Annotated in this window: 17 protein-coding genes; 5 read left to right on the top strand and 12 right to left on the bottom strand. The window is 46.9% G+C overall.

The window, feature by feature from the left end:
- The first annotated feature begins 76 nt into the window (after nucleotides 1-76).
- Nucleotides 77-1,234, top strand: coding sequence for a sensor histidine kinase (locus NST94_RS27360; protein ID WP_339281478.1), 1,158 nt, complete (start codon nucleotides 77-79; stop codon nucleotides 1,232-1,234).
- Nucleotides 1,235-1,251: 17 nt separating this feature from the next.
- Complete coding sequence (locus tag NST94_RS27365; protein WP_076182156.1) at nucleotides 1,252-1,905, top strand: response regulator transcription factor; 654 nt, start codon at nucleotides 1,252-1,254, stop codon at nucleotides 1,903-1,905.
- 462 nt (nucleotides 1,906-2,367) lie between these two features.
- Here NST94_RS27365 and NST94_RS27370 read toward each other — a convergent pair whose 3' ends face one another.
- On the bottom strand, nucleotides 2,368-3,252 hold the full coding sequence (locus tag NST94_RS27370; RefSeq protein ID WP_256720949.1) for a PDZ domain-containing protein: 885 nt from the start codon (nucleotides 3,250-3,252) through the stop codon (nucleotides 2,368-2,370).
- A 76-nt stretch (nucleotides 3,253-3,328) separates the two neighbouring features.
- On the opposite strand from NST94_RS27370, the gene NST94_RS27375 reads away from it, so the two are divergent.
- Nucleotides 3,329-3,517: a hypothetical protein gene (locus NST94_RS27375; RefSeq protein ID WP_256717501.1), complete on the top strand. Its 189-nt coding sequence runs from the start codon at nucleotides 3,329-3,331 to the stop codon at nucleotides 3,515-3,517.
- A gap of 275 nt (nucleotides 3,518-3,792) precedes the next feature.
- Here NST94_RS27375 and NST94_RS27380 read toward each other — a convergent pair whose 3' ends face one another.
- The 4 genes from NST94_RS27380 to ftsE form a co-directional block, all read right to left on the bottom strand.
- A complete protein-coding gene (locus NST94_RS27380; RefSeq protein WP_076123824.1) occupies nucleotides 3,793-5,259 on the bottom strand; it encodes a S41 family peptidase in 1,467 nt (488 codons plus the stop codon).
- Nucleotides 5,260-5,383: 124 nt separating this feature from the next.
- Nucleotides 5,384-6,682, bottom strand: a complete 1,299-nt coding sequence (locus tag NST94_RS27385) for a peptidoglycan DD-metalloendopeptidase family protein (protein WP_076123826.1) — start codon at nucleotides 6,680-6,682, stop codon at nucleotides 5,384-5,386.
- Nucleotides 6,683-6,710: 28 nt separating this feature from the next.
- Nucleotides 6,711-7,625 carry a permease-like cell division protein FtsX gene (gene ftsX, locus NST94_RS27390; protein WP_076182150.1) on the bottom strand — a complete coding sequence of 305 codons (915 nt, stop codon included), beginning with the start codon at nucleotides 7,623-7,625 and terminating at the stop codon, nucleotides 6,711-6,713.
- Nucleotides 7,615-8,301, bottom strand: a complete 687-nt coding sequence (gene ftsE / locus NST94_RS27395) for a cell division ATP-binding protein FtsE (protein WP_036678556.1) — start codon at nucleotides 8,299-8,301, stop codon at nucleotides 7,615-7,617. The genes ftsX and ftsE overlap by 11 nt, the downstream gene beginning before the upstream one ends.
- Before the next feature lie 346 nt (nucleotides 8,302-8,647).
- On the opposite strand from ftsE, the gene NST94_RS27400 reads away from it, so the two are divergent.
- Together NST94_RS27400 and NST94_RS27405 are read left to right on the top strand one after the other, a co-directional pair.
- Complete coding sequence (locus NST94_RS27400; protein WP_076279160.1) at nucleotides 8,648-10,075, top strand: VanW family protein; 1,428 nt, start codon at nucleotides 8,648-8,650, stop codon at nucleotides 10,073-10,075.
- A 154-nt stretch (nucleotides 10,076-10,229) separates the two neighbouring features.
- Nucleotides 10,230-10,637: a CBS domain-containing protein gene (locus tag NST94_RS27405; protein ID WP_076123832.1), complete on the top strand. Its 408-nt coding sequence runs from the start codon at nucleotides 10,230-10,232 to the stop codon at nucleotides 10,635-10,637.
- Nucleotides 10,638-10,674: 37 nt separating this feature from the next.
- Here the strand turns inward: NST94_RS27405 and NST94_RS27410 are convergent, their stop codons facing one another.
- The 7 genes from NST94_RS27410 to NST94_RS27440 form a co-directional block, all read right to left on the bottom strand.
- Nucleotides 10,675-11,277, bottom strand: a complete 603-nt coding sequence (locus NST94_RS27410; RefSeq protein ID WP_339281479.1) for a DL-endopeptidase inhibitor IseA family protein — start codon at nucleotides 11,275-11,277, stop codon at nucleotides 10,675-10,677.
- Nucleotides 11,278-11,473: 196 nt separating this feature from the next.
- Nucleotides 11,474-12,079 (bottom strand): type 4a pilus biogenesis protein PilO, encoded by a 606-nt coding sequence (gene pilO, locus NST94_RS27415; protein WP_339170122.1) that lies wholly within the window; start codon nucleotides 12,077-12,079, stop codon nucleotides 11,474-11,476.
- Nucleotides 12,063-13,664 carry a pilus assembly protein PilM gene (gene pilM, locus NST94_RS27420; protein ID WP_339281480.1) on the bottom strand — a complete coding sequence of 534 codons (1,602 nt, stop codon included), beginning with the start codon at nucleotides 13,662-13,664 and terminating at the stop codon, nucleotides 12,063-12,065. The genes pilO and pilM overlap by 17 nt, the downstream gene beginning before the upstream one ends.
- Nucleotides 13,665-13,679: 15 nt before the next feature.
- Complete coding sequence (locus tag NST94_RS27425) at nucleotides 13,680-14,429, bottom strand: prepilin peptidase (protein WP_339281481.1); 750 nt, start codon at nucleotides 14,427-14,429, stop codon at nucleotides 13,680-13,682.
- Nucleotides 14,430-14,546: 117 nt separating this feature from the next.
- Nucleotides 14,547-15,008 carry a prepilin-type N-terminal cleavage/methylation domain-containing protein gene (locus NST94_RS27430; RefSeq protein WP_076301421.1) on the bottom strand — a complete coding sequence of 154 codons (462 nt, stop codon included), beginning with the start codon at nucleotides 15,006-15,008 and terminating at the stop codon, nucleotides 14,547-14,549.
- A gap of 190 nt (nucleotides 15,009-15,198) precedes the next feature.
- Complete coding sequence (locus tag NST94_RS27435) at nucleotides 15,199-16,404, bottom strand: type II secretion system F family protein (protein ID WP_076123841.1); 1,206 nt, start codon at nucleotides 16,402-16,404, stop codon at nucleotides 15,199-15,201.
- A complete protein-coding gene (locus NST94_RS27440) occupies nucleotides 16,404-17,453 on the bottom strand; it encodes a type IV pilus twitching motility protein PilT (protein WP_076301422.1) in 1,050 nt (349 codons plus the stop codon). The genes NST94_RS27435 and NST94_RS27440 overlap by 1 nt, the downstream gene beginning before the upstream one ends.
- Nucleotides 17,454-17,495: the final 42 nt, after the last annotated feature.

The following is a 17,495-nucleotide window of genomic DNA, read 5'->3' on the forward strand; positions in this document are numbered from 1 at the left end:
AGGTGACTAAAGTCATCTCCTGAAGTAGTGGGATAATATGCTAAGATTATTAAAAAACATAAAGGATGACTAAGGCGTGCCCAGAGAGCTAAACTTATTGCGTTACGGACTCATCTTAATCCCTGCGTTTATTACCATTTATGTCTATCAATATAACGATTATGGAATCTTCACGCTGCATATCCTGATGCTTCTATTCCTTGTGGTCATGGTGCCAAAGCTCCCTCGATCCATTCATGCTTTGATTAGTATCATTGAAATCTTGTTCACGGCCTGGTTATGTTATCAATATGGCAGCATGATGATTTTCCCCGCTATATCAGCACTGCTTTATTATTCCAGACTCCAGCCTAAAGCAGTGCCTTACGTGTTCACAGGTGTACATCTGATAGCTTTGAACGTTGCACTCCAGAATTCTCCATCGCTCGTAGTGACTTACATTAACCTTTCATTTCTGCTCACTGCCTACCTAAATAAGCTATTATTGAAAGCTGGCCAGCGGCGCGAAGACACTCTTCTTCTATATGATGAGTTGCGCAAAAAGCATTTCGAGCTTGATGAAGCTCGCAACCGCCTGCTGGAGTTCAGCGCGCAAGTAGAAGAGTCTGCCCAGTCCAAAGAGCGCGTCCGAATCTCACGCCAGCTCCATGACGATATCGGCCACCGGCTAATCCGGATTAAAATGATGATGGAGGCCGCCCTCCAGACCTTGCCCACCTCTCCCGAGAGTGGAATGCAAATGATGGAACTGATTCGTGACCAGCTGTCGGCCAGCATGGACGATATGCGGTCCGCAGTTAAACGTATCAACTACACCCCGAAGCTTGAGGGAGCTTATGCGTTAGACCGGCTGCTCGAAGAGATTGGGCGTGAGACGGGGATCGAGACCTCATACCAAGTTCAGGGCATACCTTATCCGCTCTATCCTAGTATCCAAGTGATCCTGTACAAAAACGCCCGTGAGGCTATAACCAACGCCTTGCGGCATGGAAAAGCAACGTCCATCCGGATCAAAATTGACTATGTGCAAGCAGGAATCACTATGGGGGTTAGCAACAATGGATCACTTCCAGAAGAAGAGAAGCTCCGCAAATTATTGGGGAGTGGTGGGGACGGGATGAAAGGCATGTACGAGCGCACTCATCTGATCGGTGGAACACTCGAACTAAGGCAGGAGCCACATTTTACAGTCATTACGCGGCTGCCCATTTATAAGCAAGATGAGATTGTATAACGAAAGGAGCCATGCTAATGATTAAAGTGTTAATTGTTGATGACGACCCCTTTATTCGCCAAAGTCTGCAAGTATTGCTAGGGATGGACCCAGATATTGAAGTTGTTGGAGCAGCTTGTGAAGGTAACGAAGCCTTGGAATTACTTCAAGAAGGATTAATGGCCGATGTGGCTCTGATGGATATCCGCATGCCCGGCTGCGGTGGCGTTGAAGGAACGGAGAAGATTAAGCAGGCTTTTCCGCAAATTGCAATATTGATGCTGACCACCTTCGACGATGATGAATATATCATTGAGGCACTGCGTAACGGAGCTAGTGGATATTTGCTCAAAAACATACCGCCAGACCGGATCATCCAGGGCATTAAAACGGTTTTTGAAGGGAACATGCTTATCCACCCTGATATCGCCCGCAAGCTGGCAACCTTTCTGCAGCCTACGGCACGGCAAGAATTGCCACAGGTACAGCCACTGGAATCCTTCGGATTGACCAAAACAGAGCTGGCTGTAGTCGCTTCTATCGCTGAGGGGCATAGCAACAAAGAAATCGCCGGACAGCTTTTTTTAAGCGAGGGCACCGTCAAAAATTACATAACGGATATATTAAGCAAATTAGAGCTCCGCGATCGTACGCAAATTGCAATTTTTTATTTGAAGAACATGCGGGGTTGAACTAGTAACATATAGCCTGTGAATAGGCCACTGCCAAAGTTGGTTTTTCTTACGGAATCCAGTGACGTTGCTCCTTGGCGCGGGTTCGGACTCCAGCGACGCTGCTCCTTGGGCGCGAGTTCGGACTCCAGTACCGTTACTCCTTGGGCACGGGCTCGGGTTCGGACTCCAGTGACTTTACTCCTTGGGCGCCGGTTCGGACTCCAGCGACGCTATTTACAATTTTATCGGCGTTTGAGCAGAGTTTCGGACCCCAGCGACGTTATTCCTCAGAAAGAGGCTCATTTGGGGTGTTTTTGATGCCAATAGCGCCTTTTGGGTCCGTTACCATTCTAAAAAAGCGAAAATGCTGTGATTAGGGGCAACTGGGTCCGATAGCAACTTCTCGCACGCGAAATTACCATCTAATCAAAAACAAAGATGCCCCATTCACCATTTCATGGCTTATGGGGCATCTTCTAGTTATCCTTCCGCTGATTCCTGCTTGGCTTCAGTGGTTTTTTTTCGTTTAAGTTGGCCGTCCGGAAGGTTCCGACTACGTATGCCTGTCTTCATCCCGATGATGCTGTAGATGCTGGAAGGCTTCGCCTCAGTGGTAATCATCCCATCTGTCTCCGGCACCAAAATAATACCGAGCTGATGGTGATCCCCATCATAGATCGGGCTTTGAAGGTATTTGCTCTCCCCTTCACGGTTCAGCACCTCCAGCTTGCAGAACGCTGGATTCATGCGCAGCGCCTCATGTAGCTGCGCCGCATCGGTCAACAGGACCCCGTTGACCTTCAGTAAGATCTCGCCGGGCAGGATGCCCAGCTCCTGACCGGGACTGCCCGGCAGCACGGCCAGCACTTTGCGGCCGCGCGGTGGATGCACGAAGATGGGGCTGATGCTGCGCTCTTCCAGAGCGCTGTACCAGCTTAACCCTTCGTGCAGCACAATAGCTGCGAGCGCCGCGACCAGAGTCAGCGGGCTCCACCAAGCGGCAAGCAGGCTTAAGCCGAGCAGGACGATGCTGTAGATCAGCAGCCGTCCTGCAGTGCGGGCCGCCTTGCGCCCGGGCAGCATGCCCTGTGTCATCTCGCTGAAGCCGATGATGACGGGCAAAGAGACGATGCCAAGGCTGCCGCCGAGCAGCGAGTGCCATGGCAAATCCGTTCCTGCTCCCGATGGGAGCAGCAGGAACAGCGGCAGCGGCCAGAAGGCCTGCAGCTGATAGCCGCCAACGACCATGCCGCGCTTTCCCTTCAGGAAGAGCGGCGTTGCAAGCTTGGCCCCTTGTCTGCGGGCCAGCAGTGCCTCCGCCATGTGCAGCAGCGCAGCTAACACTAGCAAAGCAGGAATATCCATCTCCCGTATGGCGGTGGTAATATTCCCTACCGTTCCACTATCTAAAGCATCTGGAAAGAAAGAAATTACAAATTGAATGATACCTAACAAGCCTATAGAATACGCGAAGCACAAATACCGTACACGCAATAGCGACAACACGAGACTAACTACCCAAATGCAGGCTACAGCGGTACCTGATAACGATATTCCTAGCAGAACGGCTGCTATAGAGACGACCAAACCCATGACTAGACCACTCCATACCGTCCGCCACGTTTCCTGACCCCAGCTATGTAATTTCACATGTATCAGCTTTCGTTCTAATGCCACCTGCCTGCGGTAATATAACGCAATAAATATAATAGCAATGTAGTAATACGGCTGGATCAATAAGTGTAAGAACGCAGTGCCCAAGCTTCCTAACAGTTCCTGAATCACATTCAAACTGTTCGTCACACTCCTTTTCGTCCGATGACTGATTTGTATATATTCTAATTCCTCTACGTCGGTTGGCATTTTCTTATCTAAAAGAAAAAAAGAAGGCTGAATTCAGCCTTCTTACTTTTTCGACGCTGCCGCCTTAATTTCCTTCTGAATCTCAGCAATCCCTTTATTCCGTTGGTTGTCGTGAACAGGGTCTTGAATGACCTTGATCAGCGCCGCTTCCAGCGCCTCGGCTGTCTTGGCGTCAATTATGCCTGTGACTTGGAGCTTTGCTGTACTTTGGAACTTCTTCACTGCGTCCTTAGTGCCAGCATCGAAATAGCCATCTTTACGTCCAGGCTTATAACCCAAACCGTCCAGCATCGTCTGTGCACTCTTCACATCAGCGTTGTTCATATTATATTGCAGCGCCACGCTCTTGTTAATCGGAGCCACCGAGAAGTAATCCGGCTGCGCTACCGCGATATCCGGTTTAATGCCCTTACCGTGGATCCATGTGCCGTCTGGCGTAAGCCATTTGGCAATGGTAACTTTCAGCAAGCTGCCGTCTCCAAGCTGTTTGTCAAAGCTCGTCTGCACGGTACCTTTACCGAAAGAATTGTCACCGATTAGCTTAGCTCCTGCCGACTGCTGCAAAGCACCCGCCAATATTTCCGAAGCACTTGCGCTACCTTTATTCATCAGCACGACCACTGGATAAGCTTTACTCGATCCTTTTGAGGTACTAACTTCGCGTTTTTTGTCTTTATATTCTATTTGCACTATAGATTTTCCAGCTGGAACGAATTGCTCTGCCATTTCAATAACAATCGGAAGAACACCACCTGGATCATTACGGACGTCAATAACAAGTCCCTTCATGCCTTGCTTCTCCAGCTTCTCCAGCTCTTCCTTGAATCGTTCTGCGGTATTCAGGGAGAACTGCGTAACCTCGATTACACCCACATTGTCCTTTTCCATGGTAGCGTAGACTGTTTCAAGCTTCACATCATCCCGGGTAAGAACAAATTCGAGTGGCTCTACAGAGCCGGAACGTTGTATTTTCAAAGTGGCCTCACTGCCCTTAGGACCGCGAATCTTGGCAACAGCTGCATTCAGCTCCATGCCTTCCAGCGATTCACCGTTAACGGACAGAATAACATCTTTGGCCTGAATCCCAGCTTTCTCAGCAGGTGAGCCCTTGATCGGAGAGACCACGACTACCTTGCCATTATCCGAAGAGACCTCCGCACCGATACCTGAAAAGGAACCCTCAATGCTTTCTTCGAATTTCTCAGCTGTTTCTTTGCCCATATAGTTGGAATAAGGATCGCCCAGCGCTTCCATCATACCGTTGACAGCACCGTCTATCAGCTTCTCCCGATCTACTGTCTCGTAGTAATTGCTCTCAATCAGACTGAGAGCCGTTCCAAGCTTCTGGGATTCCTTCTGCTGAAGGCCAGTAACCTGCAATGCTGAGGCCAGTCCTTCTCCTGCAGCTTGTCCGATAACATGACTATAACCCGTCACGCCCAAGGTCACCAGACTACCGCATAGCAGGGCGGCGATAATCATAAACGCCGCTGTGCTTTTTTTTAACATGATGTTCCCACCGTCCCTTCTTGTCCATCTCGCAAACAACTCCATAAGTCCGTCCTGAAAGGTACGGTATCTCTTCCAGTATATGCCGTACGCTCAAATAATATGAGTTATAAGTTCTTAAAAATTAGAGATAAGGCATCGGATTTACTGTCTTGCCGTCGATCCGAACTTCAAAATGGAGATGGGGGCCCGTCGAATTACCTGTAGAACCGGATTCAGCAATCACATCCCCACGATTGACTCTATCCCCAGGACTAACCTTGATACCACCTTTACGGATATGTCCGTAGAGGGTCCAAACTCCGCCGCCATGATCAATAATTACACAATATCCATAGCCGCTATACCATTCAGCTACGATTACCGTTCCCGAATCAGCCGCATGAATATTGGTTCCTTGTGGAACTGCAAAGTCTACCCCGGTGTGTACTTTCCCCTTCTCCCCCGTAATAGGGTGTGTCCGTGGTCCGTAGGAGGAGGAGATTCTTGCCGAGCCTACAGGGAGCAGGAAGGGTCCATCTCCACCAGCATACGCGGTTGAGGAGCTGGAGCTTGAACTGCTGCTTGCCTTGCTGGCTGCGGCTTTCTTGGCAGCTGCTGCTGCCCGGCGTGCCGCTTCTGCTTTGGCGGCTGCTGCTTTGCGCGCTGCTTCCTCAGCTTTAATCTTATCCTTTTGGGTTTCCAAAGCAGAACGTTCGCTTGCCAGCTTAACCAGCTTCTCGTTCTGCTCTTCACTTAGATCATCGCTTTCTTGAATCTGCTTATCATAAAATGCGATAAGCTCCTGCTTCTCCGCTTCCTTCTCTTTCAGCAGGCTTCTCTGATTTTCCAAGGAGGTGTATAACTGCTTGGCTTGAGCATATTGCCCCTCAAGCTCCTGCTTTTTCTCTACAACTGTCTGCTTGTCCAGCTTGTGTTGGACTAACAGCTCCTGATCCTGATCCACAATCATCTTAAGCGAATCGGTGCGGCCCAGAAAATCAGAGAAGCTTGTCGATGAGAGCAAAACATCTAGGTAAGATACCGCTCCATCGGTGTACATCAACCGGACACGGGATCCTAAGAGTTCTTCTCTTGAGGCCACTCGTGCCTCTGCTTCATCCAATTCCGTTGCTGTAACATTAAGAGATTCTTCTGTATCGGAAATTTTGTTAGAGATTTCGGTCATTTTGCCTTTAACTTGATCCACTTGCTGCAATACATATTGTAAATTGATATTTGTCTTATTCTTATAGTGCTGCGCTTCCTGCGTTTGGGACTCCGCTTTCTCTTGCTGCGCCTTAGCTTCCTGCACCTCTTGTTGCAGCTGCTTTAATTGCTTATCGATTTCGGCAACACTTGTTTTTTTGGCATATCCATCAGAGGGTTGGAATATAGTGACAGCTAGTAACATTACGGCTAGTCCGGCGGCAATCTTCTTCAACTCGCACTCCCCATCCTTCACTCTTAAATTAAACTTTCAAAAACTTACGAATAGAAACCGTACTTCCCCAGACGCCGATCAACACACCTAGTCCAACTAACAGACCTACGAGCAGCAGCCAAATATCACTGAAAGGGATCAGCTGCAATCCGAGCATTGGATCTCCCTGTATCGAAGATTCCAAACCCTTGTAACCGGCATATAAAACACCCGAAGTAATCAATGATCCAATGAGTCCAATTAATGCCCCTTCTATAAAGAAAGGCCAACGAATAAAATAATTTGTCGCACCTACCAGCTTCATAATCCCAATCTCTTTGCGCCGGGCAAGAATCGTTACCCGAATAGTATTGGAGATGAGGAACATAGACATAAGTGCCAGCCCCGCTACAAAAATAAAGCCAATGTTGCGTACGGCACGCGTAATTTTAAACAATGTTTCTATCGAGCCTTTGCCATATTTCACTTTGTAGATAGGCTGCTCGGTATGTGTCTTGTTAAGGGCTTGAATCTTCTCAGCCACAAAAGCAACGGTAGTAGGTTCAATAACCTCTACCTGAAGGGTATCTGGAAGCGGGTTATTGTCTTCATCGAACCCTTCCAGAAGCTCTGCTGCCTCCTCGCCCATATCTGCGCGGAGATCTTTAAGTCCCTGTTCCTTGGAGATGAACGTAATCTTGCTGACCTCCGGCATATTGCCAATTTCAGTCTGCAGGGTCTCGCGCATCTTCTGATCTGTATTCAAAGCTAGATGCACTTTGATCTGTACCTGACTGTCTGCCTCATCAGCTACAGAATTTACGTTAAGAACAAGAAGAATAAATACACCTAGAACAAAAAGAGAAACAACAATCGAAGTGATTGAGGCGATCGACATCCAGCCATTACGGAATACGCTTTTGAAGCCTTCCCGCACATGTCGCAAGAAGGTTTTAAAACTCATAACCATATTCCCCTCTCGCTTGGTCTCTGACAATGTTTCCATTCTCAATCGCAAGCACCCGTTTGCGCATTTTGTTCACAATATCTCTGTTATGGGTAGCCATTACAATCGTTGTTCCACGAAAATTAATCTCGTCAAGCAGCTGCATAATGCCCCATGAAGTCTCGGGGTCTAAGTTACCTGTAGGCTCGTCCGCAATAATAACAGAAGGATTATTGACGATAGCCCGTGCAATAGCGATCCGTTGCTGCTCACCACCAGAAAGCTGTGAGGGCTCACGATTCGCTTTACTTCTCAGCCCAACCAAATCAAGAACCTCATTCACACGTTTCTTGATGACTTTTTTCGGCGCTTCAATAACTTCCATAGCAAAAGCTACATTCTCGTATGCCGTCATTCTGGGCAAAAGCCGAAAATCTTGAAATACAACGCCGATATTACGGCGGACATAAGGGATTTTGCGTGGTTTTAGCTTTCCTATATTGAAACCTCCCACCGAAATCTGTCCTTTGGTAGGCACTTCTTCTCTATAAATCAATTTCATAAAAGTAGATTTACCCGCGCCGGAAGGGCCGACAACGTACACGAATTCATTGCGGTCGATTTTCACTGAAACTCCTTGCAGTGCGTGAGTTCCGTTAGGGTACGTTTTCCATACATCTTGCATTTCAATCATTTTCTCACTTCCCAATTATGACATTTTCCACTTGTGCGAATCGACATTGTCCACCTCAAGTTTCCATAAACTTCAATATTTCCGCAATGTATCTATTGTAACAAATCTGTAACTGATTGAGTACCCCGTAACTGCACGACTATTCGAAAGTTTTGTAGTGACTAGACATATACATATAAAAAAGCACCTAGCGGTGCCTGTTATCAGATGTCGTAACTAACTCCCTTTATTAGAGACTACTTATTTCTTACTAATTTATTATCGGTATCCCACGAAGTGTTCTTTAAGTTCTGTTACAGGGCCGCGCCTGCTTAGCGCAATCCAAATCCCCAAAAGGAGATTAATCATGAAAAAAATCCATGCTGCCCTCATAGTGGTCATCGCACTCGTCCTTATCGGCTCCTGTATTTACGGAGGGCTTCATCTATATGGCAGCAAAACCACGCTTCCAAAGGGTACAACCCTTGCCGGCTGGCAGGTCGGAGGCATGACCCTCACCGAGGTCCGCTCCCAGCTGGATAAACGGCTGCATGCCCTCGAAACCGTCCCTCTAGTGCTAAAAGTGGAAGGCAATGCAGATCTCTCCCTAACCCTTAATAAGACTGGGTTGAGCTATGAAGCCTTTGCTTTTCAGCAGGGCTTAAAAGAGCTTGCCGAAGGAACGCTTTGGGAGCGGGTAAAGGCACGCTATAACTTCCCTAAGTTGTGGAAGCTTGAAACCCATCTGGAAATCGCACAATTTCAAAAGATTCTAAGTCCCAGTTGGGAGAAGGAGTCCTTTGGTGAACCAGTGGACGCTACACGACGAATTACAGGCGATGACCGAATCGTATATACTTCTGAGAAAACTTCCCTGGAGGTTGATTGGACAGCTCTGGAGACTTCCTTAGGAGCAGCTGCCCCCACCAGCTTTAATCATCTGAATGCCCTGCTGGAGAAGGGAATCACGATGGAGGTCCCTTTGTTAATCCTGCAGCCTGACATAACTTTAAAGAAATTAAAGGAACAAGGTATCGAGCGAAAAGTAATGCAGTTCAGCACCTCTCTAGGTGCAAGTGGACCTGGACGAAGCTACAACGTGGAAGCTGCTGCCAAAGCTGTGGATGGAACCATTCTCCCGCCTGGAGCCGTCTTTGATTATGGAAAAGCTATAGAAAAAGCAAAGGTGAATTACGGCTTCCGTGAAGCGCCGGTGATTGTGAACGGCAAGCTGCAAGCAGGTGTTGGTGGAGGGATCTGCCAAGTGTCGAGCACTCTTTACAATGCCGCACTGCGTATAGGGCTAGAAATTGTGGAACGCCGTAATCATTCCTTGCCCGTCAACTACTTGCCCAAAGGTCAGGACGCAACATTCGCTGAAGGTTATATCAACTTTCGTTTTCGCAATACGACTGGCAAATATCTCATAATTAAAGCAGCTGTGCAGGGTAAATCACTGACCATAAAGCTGTTCGGCACGTTTCCGCAAAATGTCACTTACAAAGTTCATTCAAAAACAGTAGAGGTACTCCCACCAGTCGATAAATACGTAAACGATTCTTCACTGCCTCGTGGCAGCTCACGTGTTATTCAAAATGGGAAAACCGGATATATTGTTGAAACCTACATTACAAAGTATGTTGACGGTAAATCCACTGAGGTGAATAAACTGTCCCGCGACGTATATTACGCACAAAAACGATTAATCGCCATTAATCGTGGAGGCGTGAGCAAATCCATAATCCCGGATGTCCCCCGAAAGCAGCTGGTGGAGGACGGCGTCCGCAGTGAATAGCTAACAACAAATAACCGGTCAGAGCCCCTAAGGTCTGATCGGTTATTTGTTGTTAGCAATCTATTTTACCTGTAGCTTACGTTACCCGGCTTTGAAATTTACGATTCAGGGGTACATTAGAAGTAGACCCATAATCAGAAAGGATGAACATCCTATGACAACAGCTCTTGTAAATGATCTTACTGGTATTGTCCGCAGTGCTCCTGCTATTTTTGCCTCACGCACTTGCAGAGAAGCCCTTCGCGTCATGTTTCAGCATCCAGAATCCAAATGTATCGTCGTCTGCAATGCTATGAATGAACCCCTCGGATTGTTGATGAGCGAACGTTTCTTTTTGAAAGCTACAGGAAGATCGGGAGTAGACCTGTTCTACAGAGAACCTGCCATGAAGCTTATGAACAAAACCCCGCTCATTCTTGACATTTCCACTCCACTCGATATGGTATTGAGCCTCGCTATGAACCGCCCGGATCCTATGAAAAATGATTGTGTCATTATCACTCGCAAAGGTAAATTCGCTGGTGTTGCATATACCTCTGACCTTATCCGCGCCCAAGCATAGAACCTCTTTACCTTTCCTCTTCTACCCTAAACCTTCCTCAAAAAAGAATATCCGGTGACGTATCAATTCTCCAGTATCCATTCACCTTTTTCAGCTTCACATACACCGACTCACTGCCTTCCTGCCCGCTCGAATAAGGAACTGTTAAGTCAAATTCAGCGGTTGTTGCAGTTTTGGAGAGCATTCGGGCGGTGGCTTTTTCAAACATTAATGAGTTTCCAAGATCCGCATTCACCTGTGACATTCTACCTTCATGCTCCAAAAATTGGGTCTGCACATAATAAGCTGCTGCATTATGCGTGTAGGCTTTTTTTATGTAATTCATCAGCTTCACCTTTGTCCCAATATCATTGGAAAGGTAACGGTACTCTTGCGCTTTATACATGAAGGTTTCCATCGGGAAAAAGTTGCCCCCGCGGCTAGTATAGAAATAGATTGCTCTGGCATGTACAACAAGCGGAACCACACTTTTTACCGTCAAATTGTTTATGGTAGCTGGGCCTTCTTTTCCTGTGCCAATCACAGCCACATTTTTTATTGCCGAGCTTCCCACTGATGATGAAGCTGCCATAACTCCGCTACCTGCTGATAAAAGGCCTAGGGAAAGGGCCAACGAACCAAGCATCCATTTTTTGTTCATCTGAAGTTCCTCCTCTTTCATCTAAAAAATACAGGCGATCGCCACTGTTTCAGCTTATGCACCCCGCAAGCTAAAATACCCAATAAACAGAGGAATGAAAACGTATTACAACTCTTTTGAAAATATAAAAAAACTCCACCCTCCTGATTCACAGGAAAAGCGGAGTAATATAATTAAATAAAGTAGTACTAGAACCCTAATTGGATGCTGCTGCGGTGGCCTCATAATACGCTGTAAAAGCTACGTTAGCAGTCAAAATACTCTCCGTATTGTTCTTAGTACGATCCTCGTAGGATTGCTGAAAATTGAAAGAGTCCACATTCACAATACGAGGTAAGGCTTGTATTTCATCCATCCATTGCCGTATCCCCGAATATGTCCCCTCCACCACTGCAGTCATTTTGATCTGTTTGACCGTCGGGAATGACACCTCAGCTGAACCTGTCATTTGTTGAATCGGATTAGCCTCATCCAAAACAAAACTAAGATCCTTTAGCCGCGCTTGTGAGGACGTGCTAACCTCCCGCAAATCAACAATCAGACCTTCGCTGTCATCGCCCTTTGGGAGTTCCCCCAGTAATTCCTTCTGTTCTAGATCTCCCTCATTACCGCTGCCCTTCAGCTCATTGATTTTGTTTTGGAGGACTTCTGCTTCCTTTTCCAACTGACTGATCTCGCTGCTCTGTGCGGAAATTTCCTTATTAGTCGGCTGAACACCCAGCATATAGAATGCAAACAATATCAGGAATAGAATTAACACCCCTAGTACGATGGGAGAGCGATATTTATTGATCTGTTCCATCGCTGCTCACCTCCCCTTGGCTGGCATCCGTATCACTGTTTTGCTGCTTAGCCGCTGCTAAGTTCACTTTATAAATAGCCGTATACGTATTGTATGAAATGGCATCGGCGGCTCCTTCAGTAAGCTTTTGAATAGAGGCATCGGCCGTAAAAGACATTTGGCGAAGTTGTCTTAAATAGTTAGAAGCATCCTCCATAGTGGATACATTTACAGTCAGATCTATAGATGTCCGGTAGGTATAGTTAATATCACGGATTAGTGCCTCCTTAGGCAATCCTTCCACTAATTCGTCCAAGATAGGGACTGCAATCACCTTATTGTCCTGAAGCACTGTGATGGCTGCTTTCCGATCCAGTTGTCCAGGTCCGCTGTTCTTAAGCTTCGCGAGCTCTACTTGGAGCATTAAACTGCGATCCTGCAGGCCTTGCAGCTCTTCTTTACCATTAGAAATTTGACCCTTATTGGCCGAAAAATATATCCCCGTTCCGATCATCCCCAGCAGCCAGATCGCTACAAGCCCCATCGTGACATAAGGAAATAGCAACGTCTCCCGATCTTCTCTCGGCAATAGATCAATCGTATCCGTGTTGATGCTATTTTTTAGAGCGGTCCCGGCAGCTACACGGTAATCATTTAGATCAGGGTCAGAAACAGCAGCACTAGCCATCTGTTCCAGACTTATTGGTGTTATTTCAAGTTCAGCTAGGGACTGCTGGAGTTCTAGGTCCAGTTGTTTACGAATCGAGGGAGTGCCCGTAATCACTAAATTGTTGATACGAGTGGAACCGTCATGCAAGCTGTATTGATAAAAGCTAAGCATACGGGAGATTTCCGCAGTGATTTCAACCATTTGCTCGGGTGATAAATGTTCTTCCACAGCGACAGCTGTTTCTGCCAAGGTTTCACTGTCTGTCAAAAGATCCATTCCCGCTAAATTTCTTCCTTTATGTAGATCAAGTAAGTTTATCGTACGAATGAAGACCGGATTCCCGTTTCTGAACATATAAATGTCCATTACCGATGGCTCCATATTAATCAGCATCGTCTCCGCAAAGCTCTCCCCGTGCCCAGTGGTTATAGCACGCGCCAAGGCGGTTGCCGAAATTTCGACACTGCTTATCCGAAGACCCGCCCGCTCCAGAATTTCTACGTAATCCTGAATCGATTTTCGCGGAGCAGCAAATACGAGCAGGTGACTTTGCTCCTCATCCACTTCGAGCGTTACATAGTCGTAGACAGGATTTTCAAAAGGTAAATGCAGTCCCGTCTCCACTTCCAGCTTCACGAGTTGTTCTACCTGTTTGTCATTGGTACTAGGAATACTCATTTTACGGATAATGATCTGCGAAGGGGGAATGGACAAAGAAACCTTACTGCCCCTTAACCCTTCCTTCTTCACCCACTGCCTTACCCGATCATAAAGCGCCTCGCTATCCGCCACCTGATTCTCAATGATCATGCCTGGAAGGAGCGGGAGAAACCGTTTTTTACGGACTTCCCATGACTGTTTATTCTTAAAACTAATATAACGGATTCCGGCAGCTTCAATTGAAAGTCCGGCCACTTTGGAGCCTAATCCAAGCATGTGATCAATGTCCTCCTATCCGATAAGCGAGAGATACGCGCCGATGATGTGTGAACCATATCCAAAACTAATTAAAGCTCCTATAGCTAACCATGGGCCGAAGGGTACCGGCTGTTTACGTTTGATTACACCGAGCAGCATCAGCAGTCCGCCCACCACGCTCCCAAGCAGACAAGCCACAAAAAAAGCCAAAATCACATTCGGAAAGCCAATCACCAAACCCAGCAGCGAAAATAACTTCACATCTCCAGCCCCCATGCCACCTAATAGAACAAAAGGGATAAGGCCCCCTCCCCCAAGCACTGCTCCTAGCAGATGATGCCATATCGGTCCTTCTGGAAATAGTAGTACAAGAATCAGCAGCAGCGGTAAAAAAAACAACAATACCTTGTTGGGAATCAGCATGTACTTCAAATCCGCAACCGTCACGATAACCGCTAAACTCACAAGAATGAACCCGATGATTCCCTTACCCGTCAGGCCAAATTGCAAATACACCCATAAAAAAAGCAAACCCGTTGCCGCTTCTCCAAGCGGGTATAATGGCGAAATCCTTGTGCCGCAGTATCGGCACTTGCCTCCTGATAGCAGGTAGCTTAGCACCGGAAACAAATCCCGCGCTTTTAGCCGCGTGTTGCAGTTCGGACAATGTGACGGCGGATTAAGCAAGGATTCCTTGACCGGCACCCGCAGCGCTACTACGTTATAGAAGGAGCCTAGAACCAGGCCCAGTAATGTGATGTAACTTGCGATAAATATCGTCATGGCTGTCCTCTGTTAGCTTCTGGATTTTAAAAAAGGAATCGGGAAGTCCGATTCCTTAGGATAGATTGTAAGTTTGAATTTATAGAGATTAATTAGATACTCCTGTTAGCTACCAGATCAATTTGTTGGTGTTGGTGTTGGTTCTGCACTAAGCACCTTATCAGCTGGATATTCACCACTCTCACCCGTAGGAACTGGATCTAATGTTACTTTCTGAAGTGCGCCCTCCGAAGTATATACTATTGTTGTTTTTGTACCATCTAACGATTTTTTTGTACTAGGCAAAACAAGAGTCTTGTCAATGTAATTTTTTAACTTAAGTTCTTGAAGTGTAACTGATGCATTTTTAAATTCTCCATTTTTTTCACCCATAATGTACATCCTGGAAGCATCATAAAGCTGTCGAGCAGTTGCTAAATCTGCATCTGTTTTTGATTTATTAATTATTCCACCAATCATCGGAATTGCAATAACCGCAATAATCCCCAAAATAACGATAACTGCCAGCAACTCAATCAGCGTAAACCCCTTTTGATTTTCCTCTTTGCTCAATCTTTTCTTAATCGCTTGTGCTAACATTTAATTTCCCCCTCTAAGTGGTGTGTGAGTGATAAAACCTATATTCTTCATTTCAGTGAATCCAGCATCAGCTTTCTTGTGCTTACGGAAACAGCTCGTCCATCGTCGTCTAATCGCCAGCGTAAGTTCGTGGATCTTGCCCCGCCTCCCCGGCGTCACCCCTCTCAATATATACAAGGAACCAAGAGGTTCACATATTACCGTACAGACTGAACATCGGCAGCATAATGGCAGCTACAATGACACCTACAACAGCAGCTAAAAAAGCAATCAGCAGCGGTTCAAGCAGCGATTTCAGACGGTCGACGGTATTCTCCACGTCCATCTCATAAAAATCAGCTACCTTAGACAACATCGTGTCGAGCGCCCCTGTCTCTTCGCCAATCGCTATCATCTGCGTAACTAGTGGCGGAAAGACCCAAGCTTTTTTTAGCGGCTCAGATAGTGGATTTCCTTGTCTTAGCGAATCGCCTGCACTACGGATGAATTTCCCAATGACCTTATTTCCTGCTACCTCCTCAACAATCACCAAGGACTGTAGGATCGGTACAGAGCTGGCATAAAGAGAAGAAAAAGTGCGCGTAAACTGAGCAATCGAGCCTTTTTGATTCAGCTTACCGAACACAGGTATCTTAAGCTTGGCATAATCCAGAGCGTAAGCACCCTTTTCCGTACGTTTTGTAATCTGAAAAGCTATCACTAGGAGAAGTACTCCGAGTATCCAGAAATACCATTGACCTTGAATGCTTTTGCTAAGTGCCAAGACCATCTGTGTAATTGCCGGAAGCTCGGCATCCATCGATTCAAACATCGTTACAAACTGTGGCACAATCGCCCAAAGTAGATAGATAACCGCAGCAATCGCCATAACCCCTACGGTAATCGGGTACGTAAGCGCTGATTTTATCTTCTCTGTCGTGGTGTGCTGTTTCTCAAAAAACATAGCCAACCTGTCCAACGTCCCCTCAATATCACCGGATTCCTCACCGGCACGGATCATGCTGACAAATAGCTGCGGAAAGATTTTTTTATGATCCTGAACGGCTTGTGAGAACGATATCCCGCGCATCAGGCTGGAATTAACATCTACTAACGCTTTGCGCAGTGGCTTACTCTCGGTCTGCTCTGCCAAAATACGCGTTGCATCCACAATCGATACCCCCGCCCGCATAAGCGTGGCAAACTGCCTGCAATAAATGATGAAATGAATCGGCTTAACGGGATTACCAATATAAATGTCCATCGATAAAATTGTGGTTTTGCGTTCAATCAGTGAAAATACCGTAAGTCCCCGCTTGCGTAGCTCCTCCATCGCCGTAGGTTTATCGGTTGCCGTTAGTTTCCCTTTGATAGATTTGCCCGCGGATGTCTTCACCTGATATTCAAAAAGAGGCATCAGCTGCTCACCTCCGCCATAAACGCCTTAGCTGCTGCTGGATCAATAAGCCCCTGCGATAAATAGTCACGGATGCTCATGTCCAAGGTGTGCATGCCTTGTGAGCGTCCGGTTTGCATCACATTTTTGATCTGATGTGTTTTTTCGGTACGAATAAGATTGGCTACGGCTGGTGTATTGACCAAAATTTCCGTTGCGCATAATCGCCCCCGACCTCCAGCCCTTGGGAACAACCGCTGACTGACTACTGCCAGCAGCACTGATGCTAGTTGTGAACGAATCTGTCCCTGCTGATGGCCCGGAAAAGCGTCGATAATTCGGTCAATCGTCTGTGGTGCGTCTGTTGTGTGTAAAGTTGCCATCACAAGATGACCTGTCTCTGCGGCCGTAACCGCTGCTGAAATGGTCTCCAAATCCCGCATCTCACCAACGAGAATAACATCCGGATCCTGACGTAAGGCAGCACGTAATCCATTAGCAAAACTAGCCGTATCACTTCCCACTTCACGTTGATCTACTAGACAGGTTCCATGGTTATGTAGAAATTCTATCGGATCTTCCAACGTCACTATATGCTTGCTCTCCGTCTGGTTAATATAATTCAGCATAGCTGCAAGCGTAGAAGATTTGCCGCTGCCTGTGGGTCCTGTAACCAAAATTAGACCTTGTGGCTTCAGCGACAAAGTAGTTAAAATCGAAGGCATCGACAGCTGTTCCAGACTCGGAATCTCTGCAGGAATGGCCCGGGCGGCGATACTAACCTCGCCCCGCTGACGATAAACGTTCACCCGGAATCTTACCCCACCATCAAGCGGATATGAAAAATCCAACTCGCCCGCATTCCGAAATGCTTCAATTCGTTCACTACCAAGTAGCATTTTGGCCATATCTGCCGCTTCTTCAGCAACCACGGACTCACCCTCAAGCGAGTGCAGCTTTCCATCCATCCGAATAACCGGCGGTGATCCTACGGAAATATGTAAGTCAGAAGCTTTGGAGGAGTAAGCCGTTTGTAATAGTTGTCTAATATCCCGCGTATACGTTGGCATTAGCCGCTCCCCCTAAGTTAGAATGCTAAATCGCTGTTAACC

Source organism: Paenibacillus sp. FSL H8-0282 (genome assembly GCF_037963825.1).
Taxonomy (GTDB): domain Bacteria; phylum Bacillota; class Bacilli; order Paenibacillales; family Paenibacillaceae; genus Paenibacillus_AQ; species Paenibacillus_AQ odorifer.